Raw genomic sequence first — 20,698 nt, forward strand, 5'->3', positions numbered from 1 at the left:
GCGGACTATGCTTTAAGAACGATTAATATATTTTGGGAAACTTATGTCCAGATTCTTTTTCAACGACCGCAAACAACTGGTCAATGACGCCATTGAAGGCATGGTCATTTCGGCTCCCCACGGCAACCTGGTTCGCCTCGATATCGATCCCGCCATTCGTATTGTCGCCCGTGCCGACTGGGATAAAAGCCGCGTAGCGGTGATCTCCGGCGGCGGCTCCGGGCACGAACCGGCCCACGCCGGGTTTGTCGGCAAAGGAATGCTCACCGCCGCCGTTTGCGGCGACGTTTTCGCCTCACCAAGCGTCGACGCGGTACTCAACGCCATTGTTGCCGTCACTGGCGATCGCGGCTGCCTGCTGATCGTTAAAAACTACACCGGCGACCGGCTGAACTTCGGCCTTGCGGCGGAAAAAGCCAAGCGCTACGGCCTGAAAGTGGAAATGGTGATTGTTGCCGACGATATCGCGCTGCCGGACAACAAACAGCCGCGCGGCATTGCCGGAACTGCGTTAGTACACAAGATTGCGGGCTATGCCGCCGAGCAGGGCAAATCATTGAGCGAAGTGCGCGATCTCGCCCGCCAGGCCTGCGATAACGTATTCAGCCTGGGGCTGGCGATGGAGACCTGCAATCTGCCGGGCGGCGACAGCGAAGAGGGGCGTATTCAGCAGGGTAAAGTTGAGCTGGGCCTCGGTATTCACGGCGAACCGGGCGCAACCACCGTGGATACGCATAACAGCAAACAGCTAATCGACACCCTTGTGCAACCGTTGCAGGCGGCAGTGGGCAACGAGCGCGTGGCGGTGCTGATTAATAACCTCGGCGGCGTGTCGGCGCTGGAGATGGCGCTGCTGACCAAAGAGCTGGCCCACTCGGCGCTGAAAGATCAGATTGCTTATCTGATTGGCCCCGCGCCGCTGGTCAGTTCGCTGGATATGAAAGGCTTTTCTCTGTCGCTGCTTCGCCTGAATGAAACCTTTGAACAAGCGATTTGCGCCGATGTGCATACCGTCGGCTGGCAAAAACCGGTGCCCTTCGCGCCGATGAAAACCCAGCAACATAACGCGGTGTACGACGGGCTGGAGATCGAGCCTTCCGACAACCCGCAGGTTAAAGCGCTGGTCAGTAAAGCGGTGGATACCCTAATCGGCCTGGAGAACCGCCTTAATGCACTGGATGCGAAAGTGGGTGACGGCGATACCGGCTCGACCTTTGCTGAAGGGGCGCGTGAAATTAAACAGCTGCTGGAGAAAAACGCCCTGCCGCTAAATAACACCGCGCAACTGCTGCAACTGGTAGGTGAGCGACTGGCAACAGTAATGGGCGGCTCCAGCGGCGTGCTGATGTCGATTTTCTTTACCGCCGCAGGCCAGGCCGTGCAGGACGGTACTTCATTACCGGACGCGTTGCTGCTGGGGTTAAAACAGATGAAACATTATGGCGGTGCGGAGCAAGGGGATCGCACGCTGATCGACGCCCTGCAACCGGCGCTGGAAGCCCTGCGCGACAGCGGGCTCAAGGCTGCCGTTTCTGCGGCGAAAACCGGCGCTGACAGCACTGCAACCATGCACAAAGCGGGTGCCGGCCGATCGTCCTACGTGAACAGTGAGAATCTGGCCGGGGTCAGCGATCCGGGCGCTGTTGCGATTGCGGAAGTGTTTGCCGCCATCAGCCACTAAAAGAGACCCGGCACATTGCGTGCCGGGTTTTCACATCAGAAATCTGCTTTTAATACCACGCGATAACGGGCTTTGCCGTCGCGCACATGCTGCAGCGCTTCGTTGATCTGCGACATCGGGAACATCTCTGTCGTCGGTGCAACTTTCGCGCGCCCGGCAAACTTCATCAGCTTACGCAGTTCGAACGGCGTACCGGTCGCCGAACCGGAGACGCTACGATCGCCTGCAATCAGCGTAAAGGCCGGTACTTCCAGCGGCTTCATCACTGCGCCCACGGTATGGAAATGACCGCCGTGCGTCAGGGCTTCAAAGTAGGGCTGCCAGTTCAGATCGACGTTCACCGTGTTGATGATCAGATCGTACTGCCCGGCGCGCGCTTTCAGCGCTTCCGGATCGCGGCTGTTCACCACGTAATCCGCCCCCATCAGGCGCACTTCCGGCTCTTTCGCCGGGTTCGAGCTAAACGCCGTCACTTCACAGCCCATCGCATGTAACAGCTTAATCGCAATATGACCCAGACCGCCAATACCGATCACGCCCACGCGGCTGGTGGCGGTAATGTTATGCATCAGCAGCGGTTTAAACACCGTAATACCGCCGCACAGCAGCGGACCGGCGGTTTCGATATCAATGCTATCCGGCAGCGGGATCACCCATTGCCAGTCGGCACGCAATTTATCGGCAAAGCCGCCGCGGTTAACGATGGTCGGCACCGAACCTTCCAGGCAGTTGATCTGGTTGCCATCGATACAGGCATCGCAGTGCCCACAGCTGCGCGCCGTCCAGCCAATCCCAACGCGCTGACCCACTTTCAATCCTTTGTTCTGCGCCGCGCTTCCCAGCTCAACCACACGACCAATCACTTCATGCCCGGCAACCAGCGGGTATTGCGAAAAGCCCCATTCGTTATCGATCATCGACAAATCCGAATGGCAGATGCCGCAGTAATCTACCTGCACTTCCACATCTTCTGCCCCCAACGGGCCAGCGTCGAACTCCTGCAGTTCCAGCGGGGCACCCGCCTGCGGCGCGGCGTAACTTTTAATGATGCTCATGAGGGATTCCTTTGATTGAGAGAGGGGATTTTATGAAGTGTAGGGCATCTGCGACCCCGGCGGCAGAGTGCACCAGGGCAGATAGCCCATTTCGCCAAAAGCCCGTGGCGAAACGTGCAGCGCAGGCCGCTATTTTCGGATTTTCCATACGCCTATTTTGCCGCGCTGACTTTGCAACACGATGTGTCCGAACCATCCTCAAAGAGTGCTGTTTTTTCCCCTTCAACAGGAGCAACCAACATGCCGAGTCAACCGCAACATACGGGCGCAGGGGGAATCGCGCTTATCAAATCTTTTGAGGGACTTAGGCTGGAAAAATACCAGGATGCAGTCGGCAAGTGGACCATTGGCTACGGGCATCTGATTTTACCGAACGAACGCTTCCCCCGACCTATTACCGAAGCCGAGGCCGAAGCGCTGCTGCGCAGCGATCTGCTGGTCACCGAGCGCGGCGTGCATAACGTGGTGACGGTGGCTCTCAATCAAAACGAGTTCGACGCGCTGGTGGCGTTCACCTTCAACCTGGGCGTCGGGAATTTGCAAAGCTCGACGCTGCTAAAACTGCTTAATCAGGGCGAATACGCCCAGGCGGCGGATCAGTTCCTGCGCTGGAATAAAGCCGGCGGCAAAGTACTGACCGGGCTGACACGGCGGCGCGAAGCCGAGCGAAAGCTGTTTTTGACGGCGGTGTAGGTTGGGGGACTGGGCTGCGGTCGGCGGTAAAAGGGGGTGACGGCGGGCTAGTGTTTTGCTGGTTTGCCTATATGGGGCAGCCGCTGGGGTAGAGACCGCCGATTTTTTCAGCACTTAGCGGTGGGTAACCATATCGCGACTTGCATAGCCGCCCGCGGCAGGTATAATCCAACACGTTTCCGCATCCCCTTCAGTGCCGAAGTGGCGAAATCGGTAGACGCAGTTGATTCAAAATCAACCGTAGAAATACGTGCCGGTTCGAGTCCGGCCTTCGGCACCATCGGAACATCAATAGACGTCAACGGACGTCTTTTTTTGTGCCTGAAATCCACGCCACACAAGGCTTTCCGCGATTTTCCTTTCAACAGAAGTCAATCTGAGTCAACCCACATCAAGTCGCTTGTGAGTATAGAACCGAGTATATATGCTGGTTCGATAATGCTTATATACTCACGGCAGCACATGGAAGGAGAACTTTTATGGCTCTGACAGATATCAAAGTGCGTTCTGCGAAACCGCAGAAAAAGGAGTACACCCTAGTCGATGGGGATGGCATGTTTTTGCTGGTTCACCCCAACGGCTCTAGATACTGGCGGTTCCGCTTTCGCTTTGGTGGTAAGCAGCACCTGATGGCGTTTGGGGTTTATCCTGAAACATCCCTGGCTGATGCTCGTCAGAAGAGGGAAGAGGCCAGAAGGCTTGTTGCTGCTGGAATCGATCCTCGCGAACACAAACGAGCTGTGAAAGAAGAACAGGCGAAAGAAGCTATTACTTTTGAGTCAGTTGCCAGAGAGTGGCACGCAGCAAATAAAAAATGGACAGAAGAACATAGTCGGCGGGTGCTGAAGAGCCTGGAAGATAATTTGTTCCCAGCGATTGGAAAGCGAAGTATTGATAGTTTTAGTACGCGCGATCTCCTTGTGCCTATCAAAGTAGTTGAGGCTACAGGGCGTCTTGAAGTGGCTTCGCGTCTTCAGCAGCGTACCAATGCGATTATGCGTTATGCAGTGCAAAGCGGTTTGATCGATTACAATCCTGCTCAGGAGATGGCTGGGGCAGTTGCTTCCAGTAATCGTGTCCATCGACCAGCACTTGAACTGAAACGCTTACCTGAACTACTCCACCGAATTGATAGCTACACCGGACGGCCTTTAACCCGTCTGGCTGTTGAGCTAACGTTATTAATCTTTATTCGTTCCAGTGAGTTGCGCTTTGCCCGTTGGCCCGAGATCGATTTTGAAAGGGCAATGTGGACAATCCCGGCAGAACGAGAAGCTATAGAAGGTGTTAAGCATTCGCAACGAGGTTCTAAAATGCGTACACCTCATTTAGTTCCTCTGTCTCGTCAGGCATTAGTAATCCTTCAACAGGTCCACAAGATCAGTGGTGATCGTGACTTTGTTTTCGTTGGCGATCATAACCCTCATAAGCCCATGAGTGAAAACACGGTGAACAAGGCACTGCGCGTCATGGGATATGACACGAAGGTTGATGTTTGTGGGCATGGTTTCAGAACAATGGCCTGTAGTTCGTTGATTGAATCAGGGTTGTGGTCGAGGGATGCGGTAGAGCGTCAGATGAGCCATATGGAGCGTAACTTAGTACGTGCGGCTTATATTCATAAAGCAGAGCATCTGGATGAACGCAAACTGATGCTGCAATGGTGGGCTGACTTTCTGGATGGGAATCGGGAGAGTGGGATTACGCCGTTTGACTATGCAAAAGTCAATCGTGGTAATATTTAGTGTATATGTTTAATTAATATACAATCAATCAACCAGCTTCCAAAGTGAAGCTGGTTGATGTATGGACTTGACCCGCCATCTCTGGATGTGTTTTGTGGACGGAAAGGAAAATACACAATTTTGAAATTGCTCGTAATGAATGTGTCAAAGAGCCTATAGATATCAGTGGGTAGCTTTTATAGAATAGGTGTATTCCTACTTTAGAGAACATGAAGTTATGAGCGCAATCACATTACGTAAAGCGTTGGGTGTACTTGCGAAGTCATCTTCGTTTTCCGTCACCACCGTGACACACCGTCAGAAGGATGAGTTCGATCAGTTAAAGGAACAACTCTTTGTTAAACAAGAAATTGAAACCGAATTACAACGCTATCTGGATGTTGCTAAACCCGGTGAAATCATTTTTTTGTGCGGCAGTAGCGGGGATGGAAAGTCCGAAATTTTAACCCGCTGTCAGTCAGATCCGCGTTATCAGCGGCGATTTATTTTCCATCTGGATGCCACTCATAGCTTTGCCCCTCGACAATCAGCCATTGATGCTTTGAATGAATTATTTGCTAATCATCATCAGCAGACATCTCCATTGCTCATTGGCATCAACACCGGAATGCTCGCTAACTTTGCCCGAGAAGGCGCTGAATGCCACAGGGTGATCCGGTCTGCAATTGACTCATTTTTATCAGGACAGCAGGATGCAAGCCGTCCTTACCGTAACGAGAATTGTTCTTTTTTTGATTTTGAACATTACCCTAAATTCCAGTTTGACGAAAGTAAACAATATTCATCATTTATTAAGACCTTATTAGATAATTTAACTCGTGATGATGATAATAATTTATTTCAGTTTATTTTTCGGCGCGATGAGTCAATTAATCCAGATCTAAAAGAGGTCGCAAACTTTAAATTGCTTTGCATGCCAGGTGTGCAGAATGTATTAATTACGCAGCTCTTTAAAGCGCGACTAATTAAAGACCAGTTTGTAACGACCCGAACGCTGCTGGATTTTTTGCATCATCTGCTGATGGGGCCTGGCTACTTGTTTGATAACCTCTTCACCGGTGCAGAAAATGATCTGATTAAAAAAATTTGCGATTTTGATCCCGCCAGATTGCACACTTATGAACTTGATCAGTTTGTTTTGCGCTATGAACTGAGACTGGTTGATGCTGAGCTCGATGATTTTTTAGCCGCACTTGAGCCGTTACACATTAAGTTTGATCGCCAGTGCATTAAGCCTGGTGACGCAACCTCGTTGATCCGGCTTTTCTGGCTATTGCAGCACGAGTCATTGGGTAATGATTATCATCGGAGATTTTCCGCGTTCTTTAACGAATCGTTGTTTGAACATTACTCAGAAATCTGGCATTTACATAGAAATTACACAGCAGATCTGGAGCAAAAAAGATCACTGAATCGCTTTTACACCTCTGAACTTATCGCTGGTATCCAGCGCTATGCAAACCGTAAAGCGCCGGAGTTGAGTAAGCATAAAGAAGAATTTTTTTTAGGGGAGTTTGGTGGGGTTAAAATAACTGCGCCAGTAGCGCTGAAGCCTGACTGGGACGCTATCCGTAGTAAACATACTGCTCATCCTACTGGCTTCGATGTTCATTTAAAAGTGGGTGAGGATCCATTACCACCCATCCGTATCGGACTTAACCTGTTCGAATTATTGAAAAAATTAAATAATGGTTATCGTCCGAATAAATACGATAAAAATGCTATTGTTCTATTAGACGGAATTATTGATTTAGTTTCTGATAAGATCAAGCTTAGTTCTGAGATAAGATTTTATGATGGTATGCGCCGAGTTTATAGTGCAAGATTTGATGACGATATGATCTCTATTAGCGGAATGGAGGGGTAACAGAATGTATCCTATTTCAGAGATCTTGGAAGTAAGGAAAAATAATCCACAGCCTAGCTATCTTCCTATACGAAATAAAAATAATAATATTAACTGGCAAATAGTGACCGGTTTGGTACTAAGTTATTCCTTGAAACATAAAATCGAAGAGTCTTATGGGATTGAACAATTCAGAGATGATTGCAAAGTCCATTTTGAAAAAATAATTGATGAACCAGATTTCTGGGCCGTCTTGGAACGAATGTATTTTTCGAACCACGATATTTTTCGTGTTTCTCCTATGTTTTTATTGTTTCAATCCCAGTTTAACAATGAAAGAATAAACTCTGGTTCTGCAGCCGATAAGCGTCTTGGAGCTCTCTTCGCTAATTTGATGGGGGATTTTAATCTCAACTATCCAATGCCGGATAAGCTGAATTTTATCGAAAAGCAACTTTTGAATAAGCTTGATGAAAAAGTATATGAGTTTTCTGGTGAAAGTCCATTTACCAAAGAACAATCTTATCTTCCCTTTATTGCGAAATGTTTTCAGTCCGATTTGGCATTTCTAGCGGAATATCCACAATATCTTCTACAGGAACTAGCCAATACTTTGCGATTGTATGCTTTTAGCTGGTGCGCTCAACTTGCGCTCAATCTAGACAATTGGCAAAAAGGGGAACCGCAAAGCAAATCCCTTTTTTTCATCCTTGACTCGGAAAAAGCCAGTGCAGAACGGGAAGGTGTGCAAACCTATGGTTACAAGCTTTTTGCTCGGCATAGTAAAAATCTTTTCCCGATGCTCTCTGCGCTGGAAGTTTTACAGTGGAATGATAAAAAGCACAAAGGGCAACCCAAACGCCCGCTATGGCAGGTTTATCAAGATTGTCTCAATTACTCAGATTCAACAAAGGTACTAAATTCGCTTAACAATTACTTGCAGGAGTTTATTGTCGAGCGCGAACTTCAGGTTTGCGAACGAGCTGCAAACTTGGATGAGGCCTTTAAGCAGCTAAAATCAGTTGCTGTTGCACAGTTTCAGAATAAAAGATCTGATAGAGCAAGAGTGAACCGAGACTACATTAATGAGCTTGAGAGCCAGATTTGCACTGACTTTATTCAGGTTCGTGGTCGTGCAGGGAAAGTGCTGGTGCTGAATCAGGATCGTCTTCTGTTACTGACCAATCTCACCATAGGCAAAAATGACAAACTCCGCCTGCACGAACTGCTGCGTGGTTTTGAACAGCGCGGTTTTTATCTGGATAACCAGTCGGTGCAAACGTTGGTGGCGTTTTATGAACGCATGGGAAATGTAGAGCGAATGAGTGATAGTGGAGACGCCGTGTATGTCCGTAAAACAGTATGAAACCTATCTGGCAAAAACCTTTATTGAATGGGTAGGTGGCATCATTCAGCCCGGCGAGCGCTACCAGTTCAAATCTCCCGATCCCGATAATGCCCTAAAACTCTGGGAAGCATTCGTCTCTCTGGCGGACGGCAATCAGTTGGAAATTGCGCCAGGGCAATATATTGATTGCCTCCCCTGCAATGGTGTTCAGCTTATTCCTGTACTGCACGGAGCCGAGGCTCCAGCATTCACAGAAAACTACATTTCTCATTTGCGCGATGAAGTTGCAGGGCGCAGCGGCGTTTTTGCCCAAACAGCGCTGTTGATTATTCACAACAGTATGCTCGATACCCTGATTAACAGCACGAAAGACGTGGCGGCACCGGATGCTATTTGGTACCCACAAACTTTCTGTCATCAACTGGACAAGCTCATTACTACTAATAGTAACCGTTCGGAATTGTCCCGCTGTTTGCTGGAGGATCAACTGGCGACGGTACTGGATGAAGGCGCGACCGTATTTGGTTTCTCGTCGCTGTATCGCTTGCTGGATGATGGCAATCTGGATTTCTCCGAGCTTCATCTGTTTAAAGATGATGAACTACTGAATTATAGCCAGAAGCAGCTACGCACCCGACTGAGTGAAAACCGGAAATTATATCGCCAGATAGAAGATAGTGTTGAACGCTACAGTGGACAGCTGGAGAATGTGCTGCCTGAGTTTAGTTCAAAATTCATTCAGGAGCATTTTTACGATAAAGATGACTGGCGTGAGCTCGATTTCTCCGACTACAGGAAAGAGAAAGAACAGAATAGTGAACAAAAACTGGTACTGGAGAACGTCTCCGTCGAAAACGGTGAGGTTTGGCAACGGGCGAAAAGCGCCAGTAAGGCAGGCAAACGAGACATCAGCCTGCTGGTGCAGGTGCAGCCAGGGCAATCAAAGGCTGAGCTGGAATTCAGTTTCCAAGGTAATGATCTTCAAGATAACCAGATAAAGATTGCCCATAATCGCCAGTTAAAGAATGCATCTTTCTGGCGCACCAGCCGGGCGGGCGGCAAGACTTCCCGCATTATGGCGTCGGTGCCTTTTGACGGGCATCCCTGCTTCTTCAGTCTCGAACTGACCAACCGCAATAATTCAGCTGAAGAGTATAAATTTCGCCTGTTGTTGGTCGAACAAGGGCAATTCTGGCTAAACGATATTCAGCACTGCTACCGCGTTGAGCCAGGTAAAGATCAAATAACCCTGCAACTGGAAGATAACACGCTGCGTATTGCCGAGTCTGGCAACCTTACCTGTACGTTGGATGACGAGAGCGAAGACATCGACTGCCAGCATTATGCTCTGGTGAATTTTGAGACGCTGGCAAATCAAAGTGACCTGGTTCAGTTTGTGCTCGTTTCCGGTGATTCCCGTCTGTCGTTTAACATCGAGGGGCCGGGAGCAGAAGAAGGGCTAACGTTGCCGTTGCTTTTTGACCAAAGTCGTTTCAATAAGTTGTTCAAAGAAGAGGGTAATGCAACCTGGAACCGACTAAAAGGGCGCATCATACTCGATAATACTGAACACAAGGTCGTCGGTGTACGCCAGCAGTTGTTGATACTGGAAGCCTCATTAATTGAGCAACGTTTGCTGGGTACGGGAAGTGACGATAGTGAGTTTGCGCTGGATGAACTTCTTGCCAGCTACCCCGATCTCCATAATGCCTATGAGCAGTTATTTGCCTACTATCATCGTCGTAACACCCTACCGAGTCTGGTGTCGTGGTCAGCGGAATATCGCACACTGGTCAGCTACATTGTTACTACGTTTGAGCAGTCACTCCAGCAAATCGGCCAGAGCAGAGCGCTGACAGCGCACGAGAAACGTCTTCTGCATCTGGGGATCTGCCGCAATGATAGCCATGAGCGTCTCTCACCACTGCACCCATTAGTGCTGGCCTACCATCTGCAACTGGCAGAAACTATCGTTGCGGAGTCGGAACAGCACGATTCGGCTTCATTTGCCACACTACCGCCGATCACTCTTGATCGCTTGATGGTTTCCGGGTTAATGCCGTTTGTTTATCACAGTGAGCATGAATACGCGCAACTACAGCCGGTGGAGGAAAACCGCTTCTGGATTGATGTGGTTCCTCAGCGACAGGTTAGTCATGACTACATTAAGCGTCTGGTAAAAGACAAACTCAATGAGTTCACAGACGCTTACGCCCGGTTGTTCCAGAGTGCTGAAAATAGTGCGTTGATTATCAATGCTATTAATCAAGGGAATGCCAAAGAATTGTTTCTGGGATTAGTAGAATATTTTAAGGAAGAAAAAGAGCACGCTATTTCGGTTCATGTGAACTGCTACGATGAACGTTTGCTACCAAATATGTTCGATCACTTTGCTGAAAGTGGTAGCTATGAACAGCTTAAAAACGATCTCGATCTGAACAGCGGCGTATGGCGGGCGGAAGCCGATATGCTGATTGATTTGCTGCGTAGCCGGTTAACGTTCAGCAAGTTTGTCCTGCCGTCAGAAAGCGACAAGCTGGCCTATGCACATCTGGCATTTTTCACCAATACAGCACCTGTGGATTGCCGCCAGATCCGCATTGAAGATGCATCCAGCGGGGTATTGTGTCATGGGTTGATCGCTGGGGAGGGGGCTGAAACGCAGGGGGATGCTTACTTTACCGCGTTTGGACTGCGTGATGTGGATACTGAGTCTTATTGCGCCCTGCGTCTTGCCAGACTAATCGGCTGCCTGTGGCAACCCGCACGTCAAAGCAATAGCCAGTATCATGGACAAGGGATCGGCCTGGCTGTGAGTGGCAATTTTAAACAGTTGCTCAATTACTCTTACAATAGCGCGCTTTGGACCACCATCATTGATCCTAAAGTCACCCTCGACTTTTTCACCAGTCAGAAAGATGTGGTGCTTATCCACTATTCTGACCAGTACACCAGTTGCGCAGGCTACGATGCCGTCACCGTCACGAAGCAGGTTGATTTGTTCCTGCGGTTGCTCCAGACAGGAAGCCAGTCAGGGCAACCTGCTGTTGATAGTCAGCATTTGCTGGCTGAATTTAATGCCTTTAACGGTGAATGGCTGCTGAAAATGCTGCGCTCCAGTGAAAGGGAGCGTAAAGAGAAACACGGCATTATAGGCGCGTACAAATTTGTGCAATCCATGTTGCACCAGTCCGATATTTGCTGGATTCCGCTATCGGTGGCCGAAATGATCCGCGTGTCCGGCAATGTTGGGCTGAAAATGAAAGAAAGTGATTTATCGAGAAATTTACAGGGGTATCGTAAAGGTGCGATCTCTGATGATGTGCTCTTTGTGGGATTCAAAGAAGACCGCCTCTATCTGTTGCCGCTGGAAGTTAAAACCGGGGCGCGACCTGACTACAGCTATGCAGGCCAACAGGCTCGTGAGCTGAAACGTTATTTACAACAGGATATTCTGGAACCACAAACGCTGGCATCACAGCTGTACCGAGCACTCTTTATTCGTCAGGTACTGATGCAGGTGGAGAAACTGCGCCTGTATGGTGTGCTGGACAGCGACAAACTGGCTCCCTTGCTGGAACGACGCGAATGGTGGTTAACGGGCGACTATCAGTTAGGTGAGTTGACCGACTATGCGGACGGCTTCGTTGTGGCGCATGTGGACAGCGCAACCTGCTTCGATCTCTCTTATAAAGAGACAGCGGAGAATATTTTACAGATCGAAATCCCTTATTCACTGCTGCCTTCGCTGATTGCTGCGCAGGGGGATGAACCACCGCTGGCGGAACGTTACCGGGTGCCGGAAAAATACCTGCTTACGCCAGAGTGTGATGCCAGTCCTTCACAACCAGAAGTTGTGGTAAAAGTCACAACGCCGACCACTGCACAGTCCATTTCGGAACCAGAGTCGTTACAGCCTGCTGTATCGGTGGCAGCTCCTGATATTAGCGATACCCCATTACAGATCCTGTTTGGTCATGATGCTACGCGTCAGAGTCCGTTATATTGGGAGCCAACCAACACCGCCAAGTTTATGAATACCAATACCGGCATTATTGGAACGATGGGCACCGGTAAAACCCAGTTTACTAAATCACTGGTCACACAGTTGATGCGTAATCAGTCCTGTAACGTTGATGGTAAACCTATTGGTTTGCTGATCTTCGACTACAAATCAGACTATGTGGATGAGGCTTTCCTGGATGCAACGGGTGCCAAAAAGTACAAGTTATTTAAGCTGCCTTACAACCCCTTATCTCTATTTGGCGACACGCCAATGCTACCAATCCATACTGCTGGTGGACTATCCGAAACGATGGCGAAAGCCTATGGGCTGGGCCATAAGCAGCAGCTCAAATTAGAAAATCTGATTTTAGAATGCTACGAAGCGGCAGGTATTTCGCCGGAAGATCCGACAACATGGTCAAGGACTGCGCCGACGATTGAAGATGTATGGCAGCGCTTCCTCGATCAGGAGAAGGTTGAAGAGGATTCGCTTTACGCAGCACTTTCTAAACTGGCGCGTTACAAGATATTCGAGACTATCCCGGAGAAGATGACCAGCTTGTACGAATTGATTGACGGCGTCACCGTGATCGAACTGGCTGGTTACCCGCCAGAAGTGCAAAACCTGGTAGTCGCACTTACGCTGGATCTATTTTACGCTCAGATGCAAAAGCGCGGTAAACCGGTGGTGAGGGGGGATTATCGTCAGCTCACCAAAATGATTCTGGTGGACGAAGCCGATAACTTTATGCGGCAGGATTTCTCCAGCCTGCGTAAGATTCTTAAAGAAGGCCGTGAGTATGGTGTTGGTGCGATCCTGTCAACGCAGGAGATCACTCACTTTAAGACTGGGGAAAATAATTATGCTTCATATATTTTGACTTGGGTGATCCATCGTGTTTCTGAGATTAGGAATGCAGATATTAAGGCGGTATTTAACGTTGATGATAAAGGTGAGCAGGAGTCTTTGATGGGGCAGATTCGGCAGCTTGAAAAACATTATAGTTTGTATATTGATGGAGATAAAAAGGTCAAGAAGATGCGTGATAAGGCATTTTGGGAGTTAATTGTATGAATAAAAGAGAAAAGTTTCTTGCTTGTACAAAATATTACTTATCAATCAATAGGCTAAAGATTGATGAAAAAGGCTATTTCAAGTATTGGTTTTTATTATGGAATTTTCTTCTTTCTGTAATATATGAAGTAATACAAAATCCAAAATTTATATTTTCATTTCTAGTGATTATGCTTATATCCAGTGCAGGGATATGGGCTCCATGGTTATACTCTTTAGACCTCTCACCTGTCTGTGAAACAATAGTTCCAACAAATGCTGTTATTACAACAACATCGGGAGGAGTTATACGCTCAGATAAAATAGTTGAATCTGTTAATGTGGTTTGTTTGTATATTTCATCTCTTGATATTACTCTTTTTCAGAATTTTTCATTATTTATGTTTAACTTAGGGTTGTTGGGTGGGATTGCTGCTGAGTTTTTTATACAAAAAAAAGATGATTCAGAATGCGAGAAAAATATTAGCTCAGATGATTTATTAACTGATGACGGTAGTGATAGCCGAGTAAAGGAATATGCAGCATTTTTCCTTTGGGTAGTAGCATTTATACTGTCATTCTTTGCATTGAAAAATCCAACAGGTGATTCCCCTCAGGTTTTCTGGGGAGGGGTATTATCGATTTTTTTATGGATATTCACAAATATTAGGAAAAAGGAATATATCGTAAAAACGGATGCAAATAATCTTATTGGTGGCATAGTATTGGATAGTGATAAATTACAAGGTATGGGACTCGACGAGGCGGCAATTTCTCCAGAACATCCCGTCACTCAACTAAATGGAGATGGCCTAGAATGAGTGTATATCATGAATTTTTAGCAATGAAAGTGTCCCAGCCATTTGCTGATTATTATGCCTGTGTTATACCTTCTGGTACTCTAAAGGAAATAAGTTTTTCCTTAAAGGCCGAGAATGTAAATGGGACTATCCAAGGTGTTCAGCGTTTACTGAATAATAAAAGGCTACACGAAATATCAAAGTTTATTGATGGAGAGTCTGCTGCTTTTCCTAACTCAATAATTCTAGGGGCAAATTTTTTAAAATCAGGTAGATATGCTGGAGAAAGCGAAAGATGCTTAGTCGAACCAACAACTACAGAGAACCTTTACACAATAAAGGTGCCTAAACATTCGGAAGTTCTTTCTATTATTGATGGGCAGCATCGCTTGTATGCTTTTGAATATGCTGAAACACAAATGGATCTACTTTGTGCAATTTATATCGATTTAGCTATGCCTTATCAAGCTTTTCTATTTTCGACGATAAATTACAATCAAGGGAAAGTCGATAAAAGTTTAGCGTATCAATTGTTTGGTTATGAACTGGATAATGAAGAGCCAATAAATTGGCCGCCAGAAACCCTAGCTGTTTATCTTGTTCGGCTTTTCAACAGTGAAAAGCCTTTGTTAAATAGGATTAAATATAGAACAGCAGACGAACATAAAAAAAACAATACAGCTTCTTGGCGTGTTTCTACTGCCTCTATTGTAGAAGCTATACTTTCTCTGATAAGTAAGAATCCTAAAGATGATCGATATTTGATGAACTCAAAGCGATATGCGGGCGAAAGTACTATATATGGAAGAAGTGTTCTTAAAGATGATGCAGAGTATCCCTTAAGGAAATTATATATTCAAGGAAATGATAAAGCTATTCAAGAAGTACTGTCTTTAGCGTTGGATGCCACAGATGAAATTTTTTGGAAAGATCTGGGGGATGATAATTTTCTCAAGAAAACAGTTGGCATTGCTTGCATATTTAAATTTCTAAAAGCTGTCTTGCTTAAGCATGGCGTTTCTAGGAAGGTTATAAGTGATGACTTTACAAACTATCTAAATGTAATAAAAAACAAAGAGGATTTCTCTGACTCTACTCTTTATCCCTCATCAACAAAAGGGATGAATGATGCTTATAAACGGATGTTGTTTTTGACAGGTTTGTAATTGATGTTGAATTAAGATACCCATCTTTTAAAGATATGGTTGATGGGTATTTTTTCTGGAAAAAATATAAGAACTGTTGATCTAATTGAATGCCGGAATGTTTATCCGGCATTCATTTTTTTGTTTTTATAAGTTTAAGGCGAAATCTTTTAAGCTCCGATAATTCCTTAATGCAGCAATACCATCTTCGACATGTGCCGCCCATGCCTTAATCATCGCTTTCTGTTCTAATTGAGGATAAAGCATTTTCAGCACTAGTTCCGTAGCTTGCAGTGTTTCCCCCAGCCACGTTATTTTATCCAGCACCAGAGAGCCATCCAGCTTCTTACTATCCCGTTCAGGCGAATAGCGAAACTCACTCTCCACCGAGCGAAAAAATGCTAGTCGAGCCGCGACATTTGGTGTAATTCCAGTATATCCTTTTAACTTCTTGAGTTGGTCTTCAGCCTGACGACTAAGCACCATTCGATTAGGGAGCATCAAACAGCCTCCTTAGTTAGTTCCCAGAAATAACCGGGTTTCAGCGCAGATGATTTGGTATGCGCATTAAACACAATCTCATAAGCATGAGAAATATCGTCACGCAGTCGGTCGACGAAATAACGCTCGTCCACTTCAGTATCGGTGGATAGCAGCACAACCTGATGGCTGGCCTCCGGGAAATAATGATTAATCAACTTATCCCGGTGCTGAGAATCCAGACGCCCCAGCGGTGTATCAATAATCACCGGGAAATCACGCCCAGAAGTTTTTGCTAGCGCCTCAAGAATGGCAATCGCATAAATCTGCTTTTCACCCGCAGAAAGTAGCTTGCGATTAATCACCGAACCCTTTTCATCCACCAGTTCAACATCAAATGTCTGTGGATTTATGTGCGCATTAAGCTGTAAATCCTCTTTACGAGCCAGCTTGTGGTAGGCAATTTCAAAGTTAGCAGATAATTTTTTCACTCGCGCCTGCGTTAGTACATCGCTGTAGTAATCGAGCAGGTTAATGGTTTCCTGCGCATTTTTAAATGCGCTGCTCAAACCATGTTGGCTACGGGTGATGTCATGTGCTTTCTGTACCTGACGAACACAGTCCAGTTGCTGCTGTTTTGTCCGTTTAGCCTCTTCCAGCAGTGAGCGGTATTTTTGCCGCTGTTTTTCACGCTTATGATCGAGCTCGCGTAATGCTGCAAAGAGATCCATCAATTGCTCGTCTTCCGGGGCGCGAGCAATATTAGCTGCGGCCTGCTCCAGTTGTTGTTCAATATCCGCTAATTGTTGGCGATAGGTATCAAATCTCTCCCAGGCTTTCTTGCTGTCCTGTTTAATGGACTGCTGGAGCATACCGGCTTCACGTTCAGAAATATCAAACAGCAAGTCACCTTTGGGTTTGGTTGCCATATAGGCATCTAAATTATCGGCAATAGCTTCAGTAGCGATGGTTCTGGTATTACTCTCACTGCTGGCACGGAGCGTAATATCATTTTTGAGTTGGGTTAAAAATTGATTTAACTCCGTCTCAAAAATTTTCGCCTGCTTGATCTGCTCTTCATTGGCAATTTTTTCTAGCAACCGCGACAACGTATCAGGCGCTAGCGCATAGGGCAACGATCCATCGCATTCCTGTCGTAACGCTTTTTCCAGACGTTCTTTTTCTTTTAACAGCGTTTCAACTTTCTGTTTTTCCTGTGCTTTCGTCTGGGCAAATGCGCCACCCTGCGCATTTAACAATCCCTCATGGCGAATAATGTCCTGGGATAAAAATTCAATCCGCGAGTTGACGAAATCTGCCTCTTCCAACAATTTCTCCGCCTGACCGGCAAGCGTTTTAATCTTTGCCTCAAGCGCTTCAACCTGCTGTTGCTGGGAGCCACCCAACTGAGCGGTTTGCTGGCGTTTGACAAAAATCATCAGATCATTTTGCAGTCTGGCGATCAGGTCCAGTCCTAACAAACGACGCACCGCTGTACGCAGAATATTGCCGGATTCATCTTCCGCCAGCTCTGCAATCTTCTCTCCATCAAAAAAGAAAAGATCGGCAACACCGTGAGGAATTAATTCATTCAAAAATCCTTGGCACTGGTCATAACTGAGTTCACTACGCGGTTGTCCATCCTGTTGCAAAGAGAGACGATCTTTCTTTCCTTTCTTCCAGCTGCGCGTGACGGTGAATTCAGTCTCATGGCCGTTTTGGTTGTAGGTAAAGGTCAGTTCTACTGCGGCCTCTTCCGGGCGCTCCGTGGTATACGTCCCGTTGTGCACCAGCGCACCGAGTTGTTCAACATACTCCTGCTGCTGCATTGCCGGGCCAAATGCTAAACGCCCATACAGTGCCAGTCGAATCGCTGACAAAATAGACGTTTTCCCTGCACCATTTAAACCACCAAATAGCACAATCGGGCGAGGGGTTACTTCATGCGGGCGCTTTCTGGGAGCCAGATCGATGGTGTGTGTGCCGCAAAATACGCGAAAATTATGTAATACCAGTTGCTTAATGAGCACGTTCATTTTCCTCATCGATAAGCACAGACGATTCGCCCGCATCGATAATTCTGCGCTGTAAGGTCTGAAGTTCATCTTCCAGCTTTTCAACTTCGTCCTGATGAATATCCCGATCGTTGCGTTTTTGTAGTGTTGCCTGTTGCTGCTGGATTTCTTCCAGGCTGCCCCAGTCCTGCTTCAAAATTGTGCCGAGTTTGTCAAAAATCCCCTGACGACGACTTAACCCTTCCATCGAGGTTTCCAGCTCTATCAGTTTCATCACCATTTCAGGTACTACGTCGAACCCTTGCGTTATCTGCGCCAGCAAATCAGCATCGCTGGAATCAAAGCGCGACTGATCGTCAACCACCCAATTCAGATCCTGCTGATATACCTCGCGGTAAATTCCCGGCAATGTGTCGTGCCAGTCTGGCTCGTTAGGATCTTTCAACCACTCCTGACGGATAGCGTGCAGCTCCGGCTGGGTAATTAACGTAATCGTGTGGCCCTGGGCGTTTAAATCACGCTCAATTTCCAGTAAGTCTTTTAACCACTGCTGGCGATATTTGAGCCAGTAGGGGCCAGGAACATGCTTACGCTCTGCACTGCGATCTTCGCCGTCTTTAGCGTACTGATAGCTAACCTTACCGGTGCGGCGTTTATAGTTGCGATAGGTGTCTTTATTTGCCGGATCGGTGGTAAATGCCAGCAGATCACGATATTTCAGCAATGGCGACATCCACTCTTCGCCATTTTTGATCAGACTTTCCATCGCTTTATCTTTGGTGACTACGGTACAGGTCCAGCAGCCAAAGCGAGAGTTCCCGCAAGAGGGGGTACTTTCGTCGATCACCAGGGGACACTCACCCTGTGCGGAAGAGTCCATATACAGCGTCCATAGAGGACGGTTGTTTCCACCCCACGGGCTTTCCCATTCGTCGATATCTTCAGGAGCATAGCGGAACGCGCCGCGCAGCAGTTTCCAGACGTCTTCTACATCCCAGGTATCAATAGGGGTATAGATAAACGCATTTGCCAGAGTGGTATGCCGGGCCAGGCGTGAGCCATCAATTTTGTGTTTTGCGATGACCTGCGCACGTGAGGCACTTTCGCTACTACGTGAGCCGAGGACAACAATCACTTCATCAAACTGGCTAACCTTATCTTTAATAAAGTCGCTCACCGGATTGATTTTCATACGCTCGGTACACCAGCGAAAACTACGGGTTGGGGCCGGGTAACCTTTTCCTAGTAAATTGACCCAGAAGGTTTCGTTAGTTTTAGGCGTTACAGCATGTTGAGTGATCGGCAGGCCATTACGCTTTGCGCCTGCCTCAATCTGCAACATCGTTTTCTTAATTAAATCTACTACTACTGGTGTTTCCACCAGCGTATCGGATGACACTACAAATACATCTTTGCTGCGCATTTCCGGGGGCAGGCCGAGCAAGGCCAGATAGACCAGCGTGATCACGGCGGAAGAATCTTTCCCACCGCTGTAGCCAATCACCCACGGACGCTTATCCGCACAATAAATTCTTTGAACCTCAGCGACATATTCGGCTAGAGGGCGTCCAGCGAACTGCTCCTGATTAATAAAATCTTCGTATTCGGCCAAATCGTAGGCCTGAACTAATTTACTCATGAGACAACCATTTGAGCTTCAAGCTCCTGTTCTTCAGGAGTGAGGGGGATTGAGAGCGCGGTTTTTAGCGCATTACAGGTGAGCTGGATCGCGGTACTGGTTTTACTCAGTTTGCCGTGCTGCATCGCACGTTTGACGAGATCCGGGTTGTTTCTGCGCCAGTTAAAAGTTTTAAGTGCAGCTATTTTCTCCGGCCATTGCTCAGGATAATCCGTTAGCAGGGTATATCCCAGTTGCCCAAGTGCCTGCAATCCAATGCCATGAGCGTGAACATAATCTTGTCGTAACTGAACCGGTGAAACCTCTTTTTTAGCCGCTAGCTGCCAATCCGGCATCACGCTAAAAATAGCTTGCCAATATTGGGTAGCAATTTGGGTGCATTCCTCAAAGTTGTTCTCTTTGGGATCTTTACCCAACAATGCGCGGGTAGCCTGCTTGATGCTGCTCAACGTAAATAACTTATTTGACCGCTGACTGATACCAGATTTTTCCAGTTCAGTCATCCCAACAAACGGCTCTATGGACATCGCCAGGTAACGTGCCAGATTTGAACTGGCATCGCGATGATCGTATAGAGACGCCAGCGACGGGCTGGGGCGAATGGCGTATTTATTCAGATCGGCGAACATCTGCTGGCTACGTTTTAAGCCTTCATCAACAAAGAACAACACCGGAATATTATCCTGGCCCAGCTCCGGGCGAGCATCCAAAGCGTCTTCAATCGCTTTACGGCGATGCTGACCGTCGTTGATCAGAATTTGTGCATCCATTGGCACGCATAACGTCCCCAAGTTGTTGGAGTTAGGGAACTCATCAAACTGAACGTCAACGGCAATTGACGCTGTCAATGCCGAAAACACATAATCTTTCGGATTTTCCAGCAGATAACGCACCATTTCGGGGATGCGTGATTTATTCAGCGTGCGTTGTGCGCGTAGCTCAGGAGGGACGTCATTTTCATCAAAGCTGAAGATTTTGGGTATGATGCGCATCGGGCATGTGGCGATGTAGAAAGGACGACCAGCCTGGATGCCACGTATAGCTGGAAACGAATAGCAGTAATCTGCATCAATACTAGCCATGCTGTAATCCGTAAAAAATTTAATGAATTGAGTTACGTGATATTTTACGTAACTCAGGACAAGAATTACAGTTTTTTCACGTGAAAAATTGCGTACCTCATTCCGATATG

13 protein-coding genes and 1 tRNA gene are annotated in these 20,698 nt (G+C 47.3%); 9 read left to right on the forward strand and 5 right to left on the reverse strand.

Going from position 1 to position 20,698, the window contains the following annotated elements; genetic code table 11:
* Positions 1-43 precede the first annotated feature (43 nt).
* The gene (locus RW65_RS05180) at positions 44-1,681 is read left to right on the forward strand and encodes a dihydroxyacetone kinase subunit DhaK (protein WP_039055610.1); all 1,638 of its coding nucleotides are present in this window, start codon (positions 44-46) and stop codon (positions 1,679-1,681) included.
* A 35-nt stretch (positions 1,682-1,716) separates the two neighbouring features.
* Here the strand turns inward: RW65_RS05180 and ahr are convergent, their stop codons facing one another.
* Positions 1,717-2,736, reverse strand: coding sequence for an NADPH-dependent aldehyde reductase Ahr (ahr, locus tag RW65_RS05185; protein WP_039055611.1), 1,020 nt, complete (start codon positions 2,734-2,736; stop codon positions 1,717-1,719).
* A gap of 240 nt (positions 2,737-2,976) precedes the next feature.
* Here ahr and RW65_RS05190 point away from each other — a divergent pair, with 240 nt between their 5' ends.
* The 8 genes from RW65_RS05190 to RW65_RS05225 all read left to right on the forward strand — a co-directional run bounded on the left by RW65_RS05190 (position 2,977) and on the right by RW65_RS05225 (position 15,393).
* Positions 2,977-3,429, forward strand: a complete 453-nt coding sequence (locus RW65_RS05190; protein WP_039055612.1) for a lysozyme — start codon at positions 2,977-2,979, stop codon at positions 3,427-3,429.
* 195 nt (positions 3,430-3,624) lie between these two features.
* Positions 3,625-3,709, forward strand: a tRNA-Leu gene (locus RW65_RS05195).
* 199 nt (positions 3,710-3,908) lie between these two features.
* The gene (locus RW65_RS05200; RefSeq protein WP_039055613.1) at positions 3,909-5,174 is read left to right on the forward strand and encodes a tyrosine-type recombinase/integrase; all 1,266 of its coding nucleotides are present in this window, start codon (positions 3,909-3,911) and stop codon (positions 5,172-5,174) included.
* Between the two features lie 217 nt (positions 5,175-5,391).
* Complete coding sequence (dptF, locus tag RW65_RS05205; protein WP_039055614.1) at positions 5,392-7,041, forward strand: DNA phosphorothioation-dependent restriction protein DptF; 1,650 nt, start codon at positions 5,392-5,394, stop codon at positions 7,039-7,041.
* A gap of 4 nt (positions 7,042-7,045) precedes the next feature.
* Positions 7,046-8,386 carry a DNA phosphorothioation-dependent restriction protein DptG gene (gene dptG / locus RW65_RS05210; protein WP_039055615.1) on the forward strand — a complete coding sequence of 447 codons (1,341 nt, stop codon included), beginning with the start codon at positions 7,046-7,048 and terminating at the stop codon, positions 8,384-8,386.
* Complete coding sequence (dptH, locus tag RW65_RS05215; protein WP_039055616.1) at positions 8,367-13,448, forward strand: DNA phosphorothioation-dependent restriction protein DptH; 5,082 nt, start codon at positions 8,367-8,369, stop codon at positions 13,446-13,448. The genes dptG and dptH overlap by 20 nt, the downstream gene beginning before the upstream one ends.
* Positions 13,445-14,248, forward strand: a complete 804-nt coding sequence (locus RW65_RS05220; protein WP_039055617.1) for a hypothetical protein — start codon at positions 13,445-13,447, stop codon at positions 14,246-14,248. The genes dptH and RW65_RS05220 overlap by 4 nt, the downstream gene beginning before the upstream one ends.
* Positions 14,245-15,393 (forward strand): DGQHR domain-containing protein, encoded by a 1,149-nt coding sequence (locus RW65_RS05225; protein WP_052250277.1) that lies wholly within the window; start codon positions 14,245-14,247, stop codon positions 15,391-15,393. Before RW65_RS05220 ends, RW65_RS05225 begins: the two co-directional genes overlap by 4 nt.
* A 126-nt stretch (positions 15,394-15,519) precedes the next feature.
* On the opposite strand, the gene dndE is transcribed toward RW65_RS05225, so the two are convergent.
* From dndE to dndB, 4 genes are read right to left on the reverse strand one after another with little or no spacing between them, the layout of a single operon-like run.
* Positions 15,520-15,873: a DNA sulfur modification protein DndE gene (dndE, locus tag RW65_RS05230; protein WP_039055618.1), complete on the reverse strand. Its 354-nt coding sequence runs from the start codon at positions 15,871-15,873 to the stop codon at positions 15,520-15,522.
* Positions 15,873-17,882: a DNA sulfur modification protein DndD gene (gene dndD / locus RW65_RS05235; protein WP_039055637.1), complete on the reverse strand. Its 2,010-nt coding sequence runs from the start codon at positions 17,880-17,882 to the stop codon at positions 15,873-15,875. The genes dndE and dndD overlap by 1 nt, the downstream gene beginning before the upstream one ends.
* Positions 17,872-19,506, reverse strand: a complete 1,635-nt coding sequence (gene dndC / locus RW65_RS05240; RefSeq protein WP_039055619.1) for a DNA phosphorothioation system sulfurtransferase DndC — start codon at positions 19,504-19,506, stop codon at positions 17,872-17,874. The genes dndD and dndC overlap by 11 nt, the downstream gene beginning before the upstream one ends.
* Positions 19,503-20,588 (reverse strand): DNA sulfur modification protein DndB, encoded by a 1,086-nt coding sequence (dndB, locus tag RW65_RS05245; RefSeq protein WP_039055620.1) that lies wholly within the window; start codon positions 20,586-20,588, stop codon positions 19,503-19,505. The genes dndC and dndB overlap by 4 nt, the downstream gene beginning before the upstream one ends.
* Positions 20,589-20,698: the final 110 nt, after the last annotated feature.

It is taken from the genome of Enterobacter sp. Bisph1 (assembly GCF_000814905.1).
Taxonomy (GTDB): domain Bacteria; phylum Pseudomonadota; class Gammaproteobacteria; order Enterobacterales; family Enterobacteriaceae; genus Kosakonia.

Bases quoted from the DNA above. Each gene is read 5' to 3' on its own strand.
- dptF (WP_039055614.1), top strand. From the start codon at position 5,392: ATGAGCGCAATCACATTACGTAAAGCGTTGGGTGTACTTGCGAAGTCA.
- dndE (WP_039055618.1), bottom strand. From the start codon at position 15,873: ATGCTCCCTAATCGAATGGTGCTTAGTCGTCAGGCTGAAGACCAACTC.
- RW65_RS05180 (WP_039055610.1), top strand. From the start codon at position 44: ATGTCCAGATTCTTTTTCAACGACCGCAAACAACTGGTCAATGACGCC.
- RW65_RS05190 (WP_039055612.1), top strand. From the start codon at position 2,977: ATGCCGAGTCAACCGCAACATACGGGCGCAGGGGGAATCGCGCTTATC.
- RW65_RS05220 (WP_039055617.1), top strand. From the start codon at position 13,445: ATGAATAAAAGAGAAAAGTTTCTTGCTTGTACAAAATATTACTTATCA.
- dndB (WP_039055620.1), bottom strand. From the start codon at position 20,588: ATGGCTAGTATTGATGCAGATTACTGCTATTCGTTTCCAGCTATACGT.
- dptG (WP_039055615.1), top strand. From the start codon at position 7,046: ATGTATCCTATTTCAGAGATCTTGGAAGTAAGGAAAAATAATCCACAG.
- dptH (WP_039055616.1), top strand. From the start codon at position 8,367: ATGTCCGTAAAACAGTATGAAACCTATCTGGCAAAAACCTTTATTGAA.
- ahr (WP_039055611.1), bottom strand. From the start codon at position 2,736: ATGAGCATCATTAAAAGTTACGCCGCGCCGCAGGCGGGTGCCCCGCTG.
- dndC (WP_039055619.1), bottom strand. From the start codon at position 19,506: ATGAGTAAATTAGTTCAGGCCTACGATTTGGCCGAATACGAAGATTTT.
- RW65_RS05200 (WP_039055613.1), top strand. From the start codon at position 3,909: ATGGCTCTGACAGATATCAAAGTGCGTTCTGCGAAACCGCAGAAAAAG.
- RW65_RS05225 (WP_052250277.1), top strand. From the start codon at position 14,245: ATGAGTGTATATCATGAATTTTTAGCAATGAAAGTGTCCCAGCCATTT.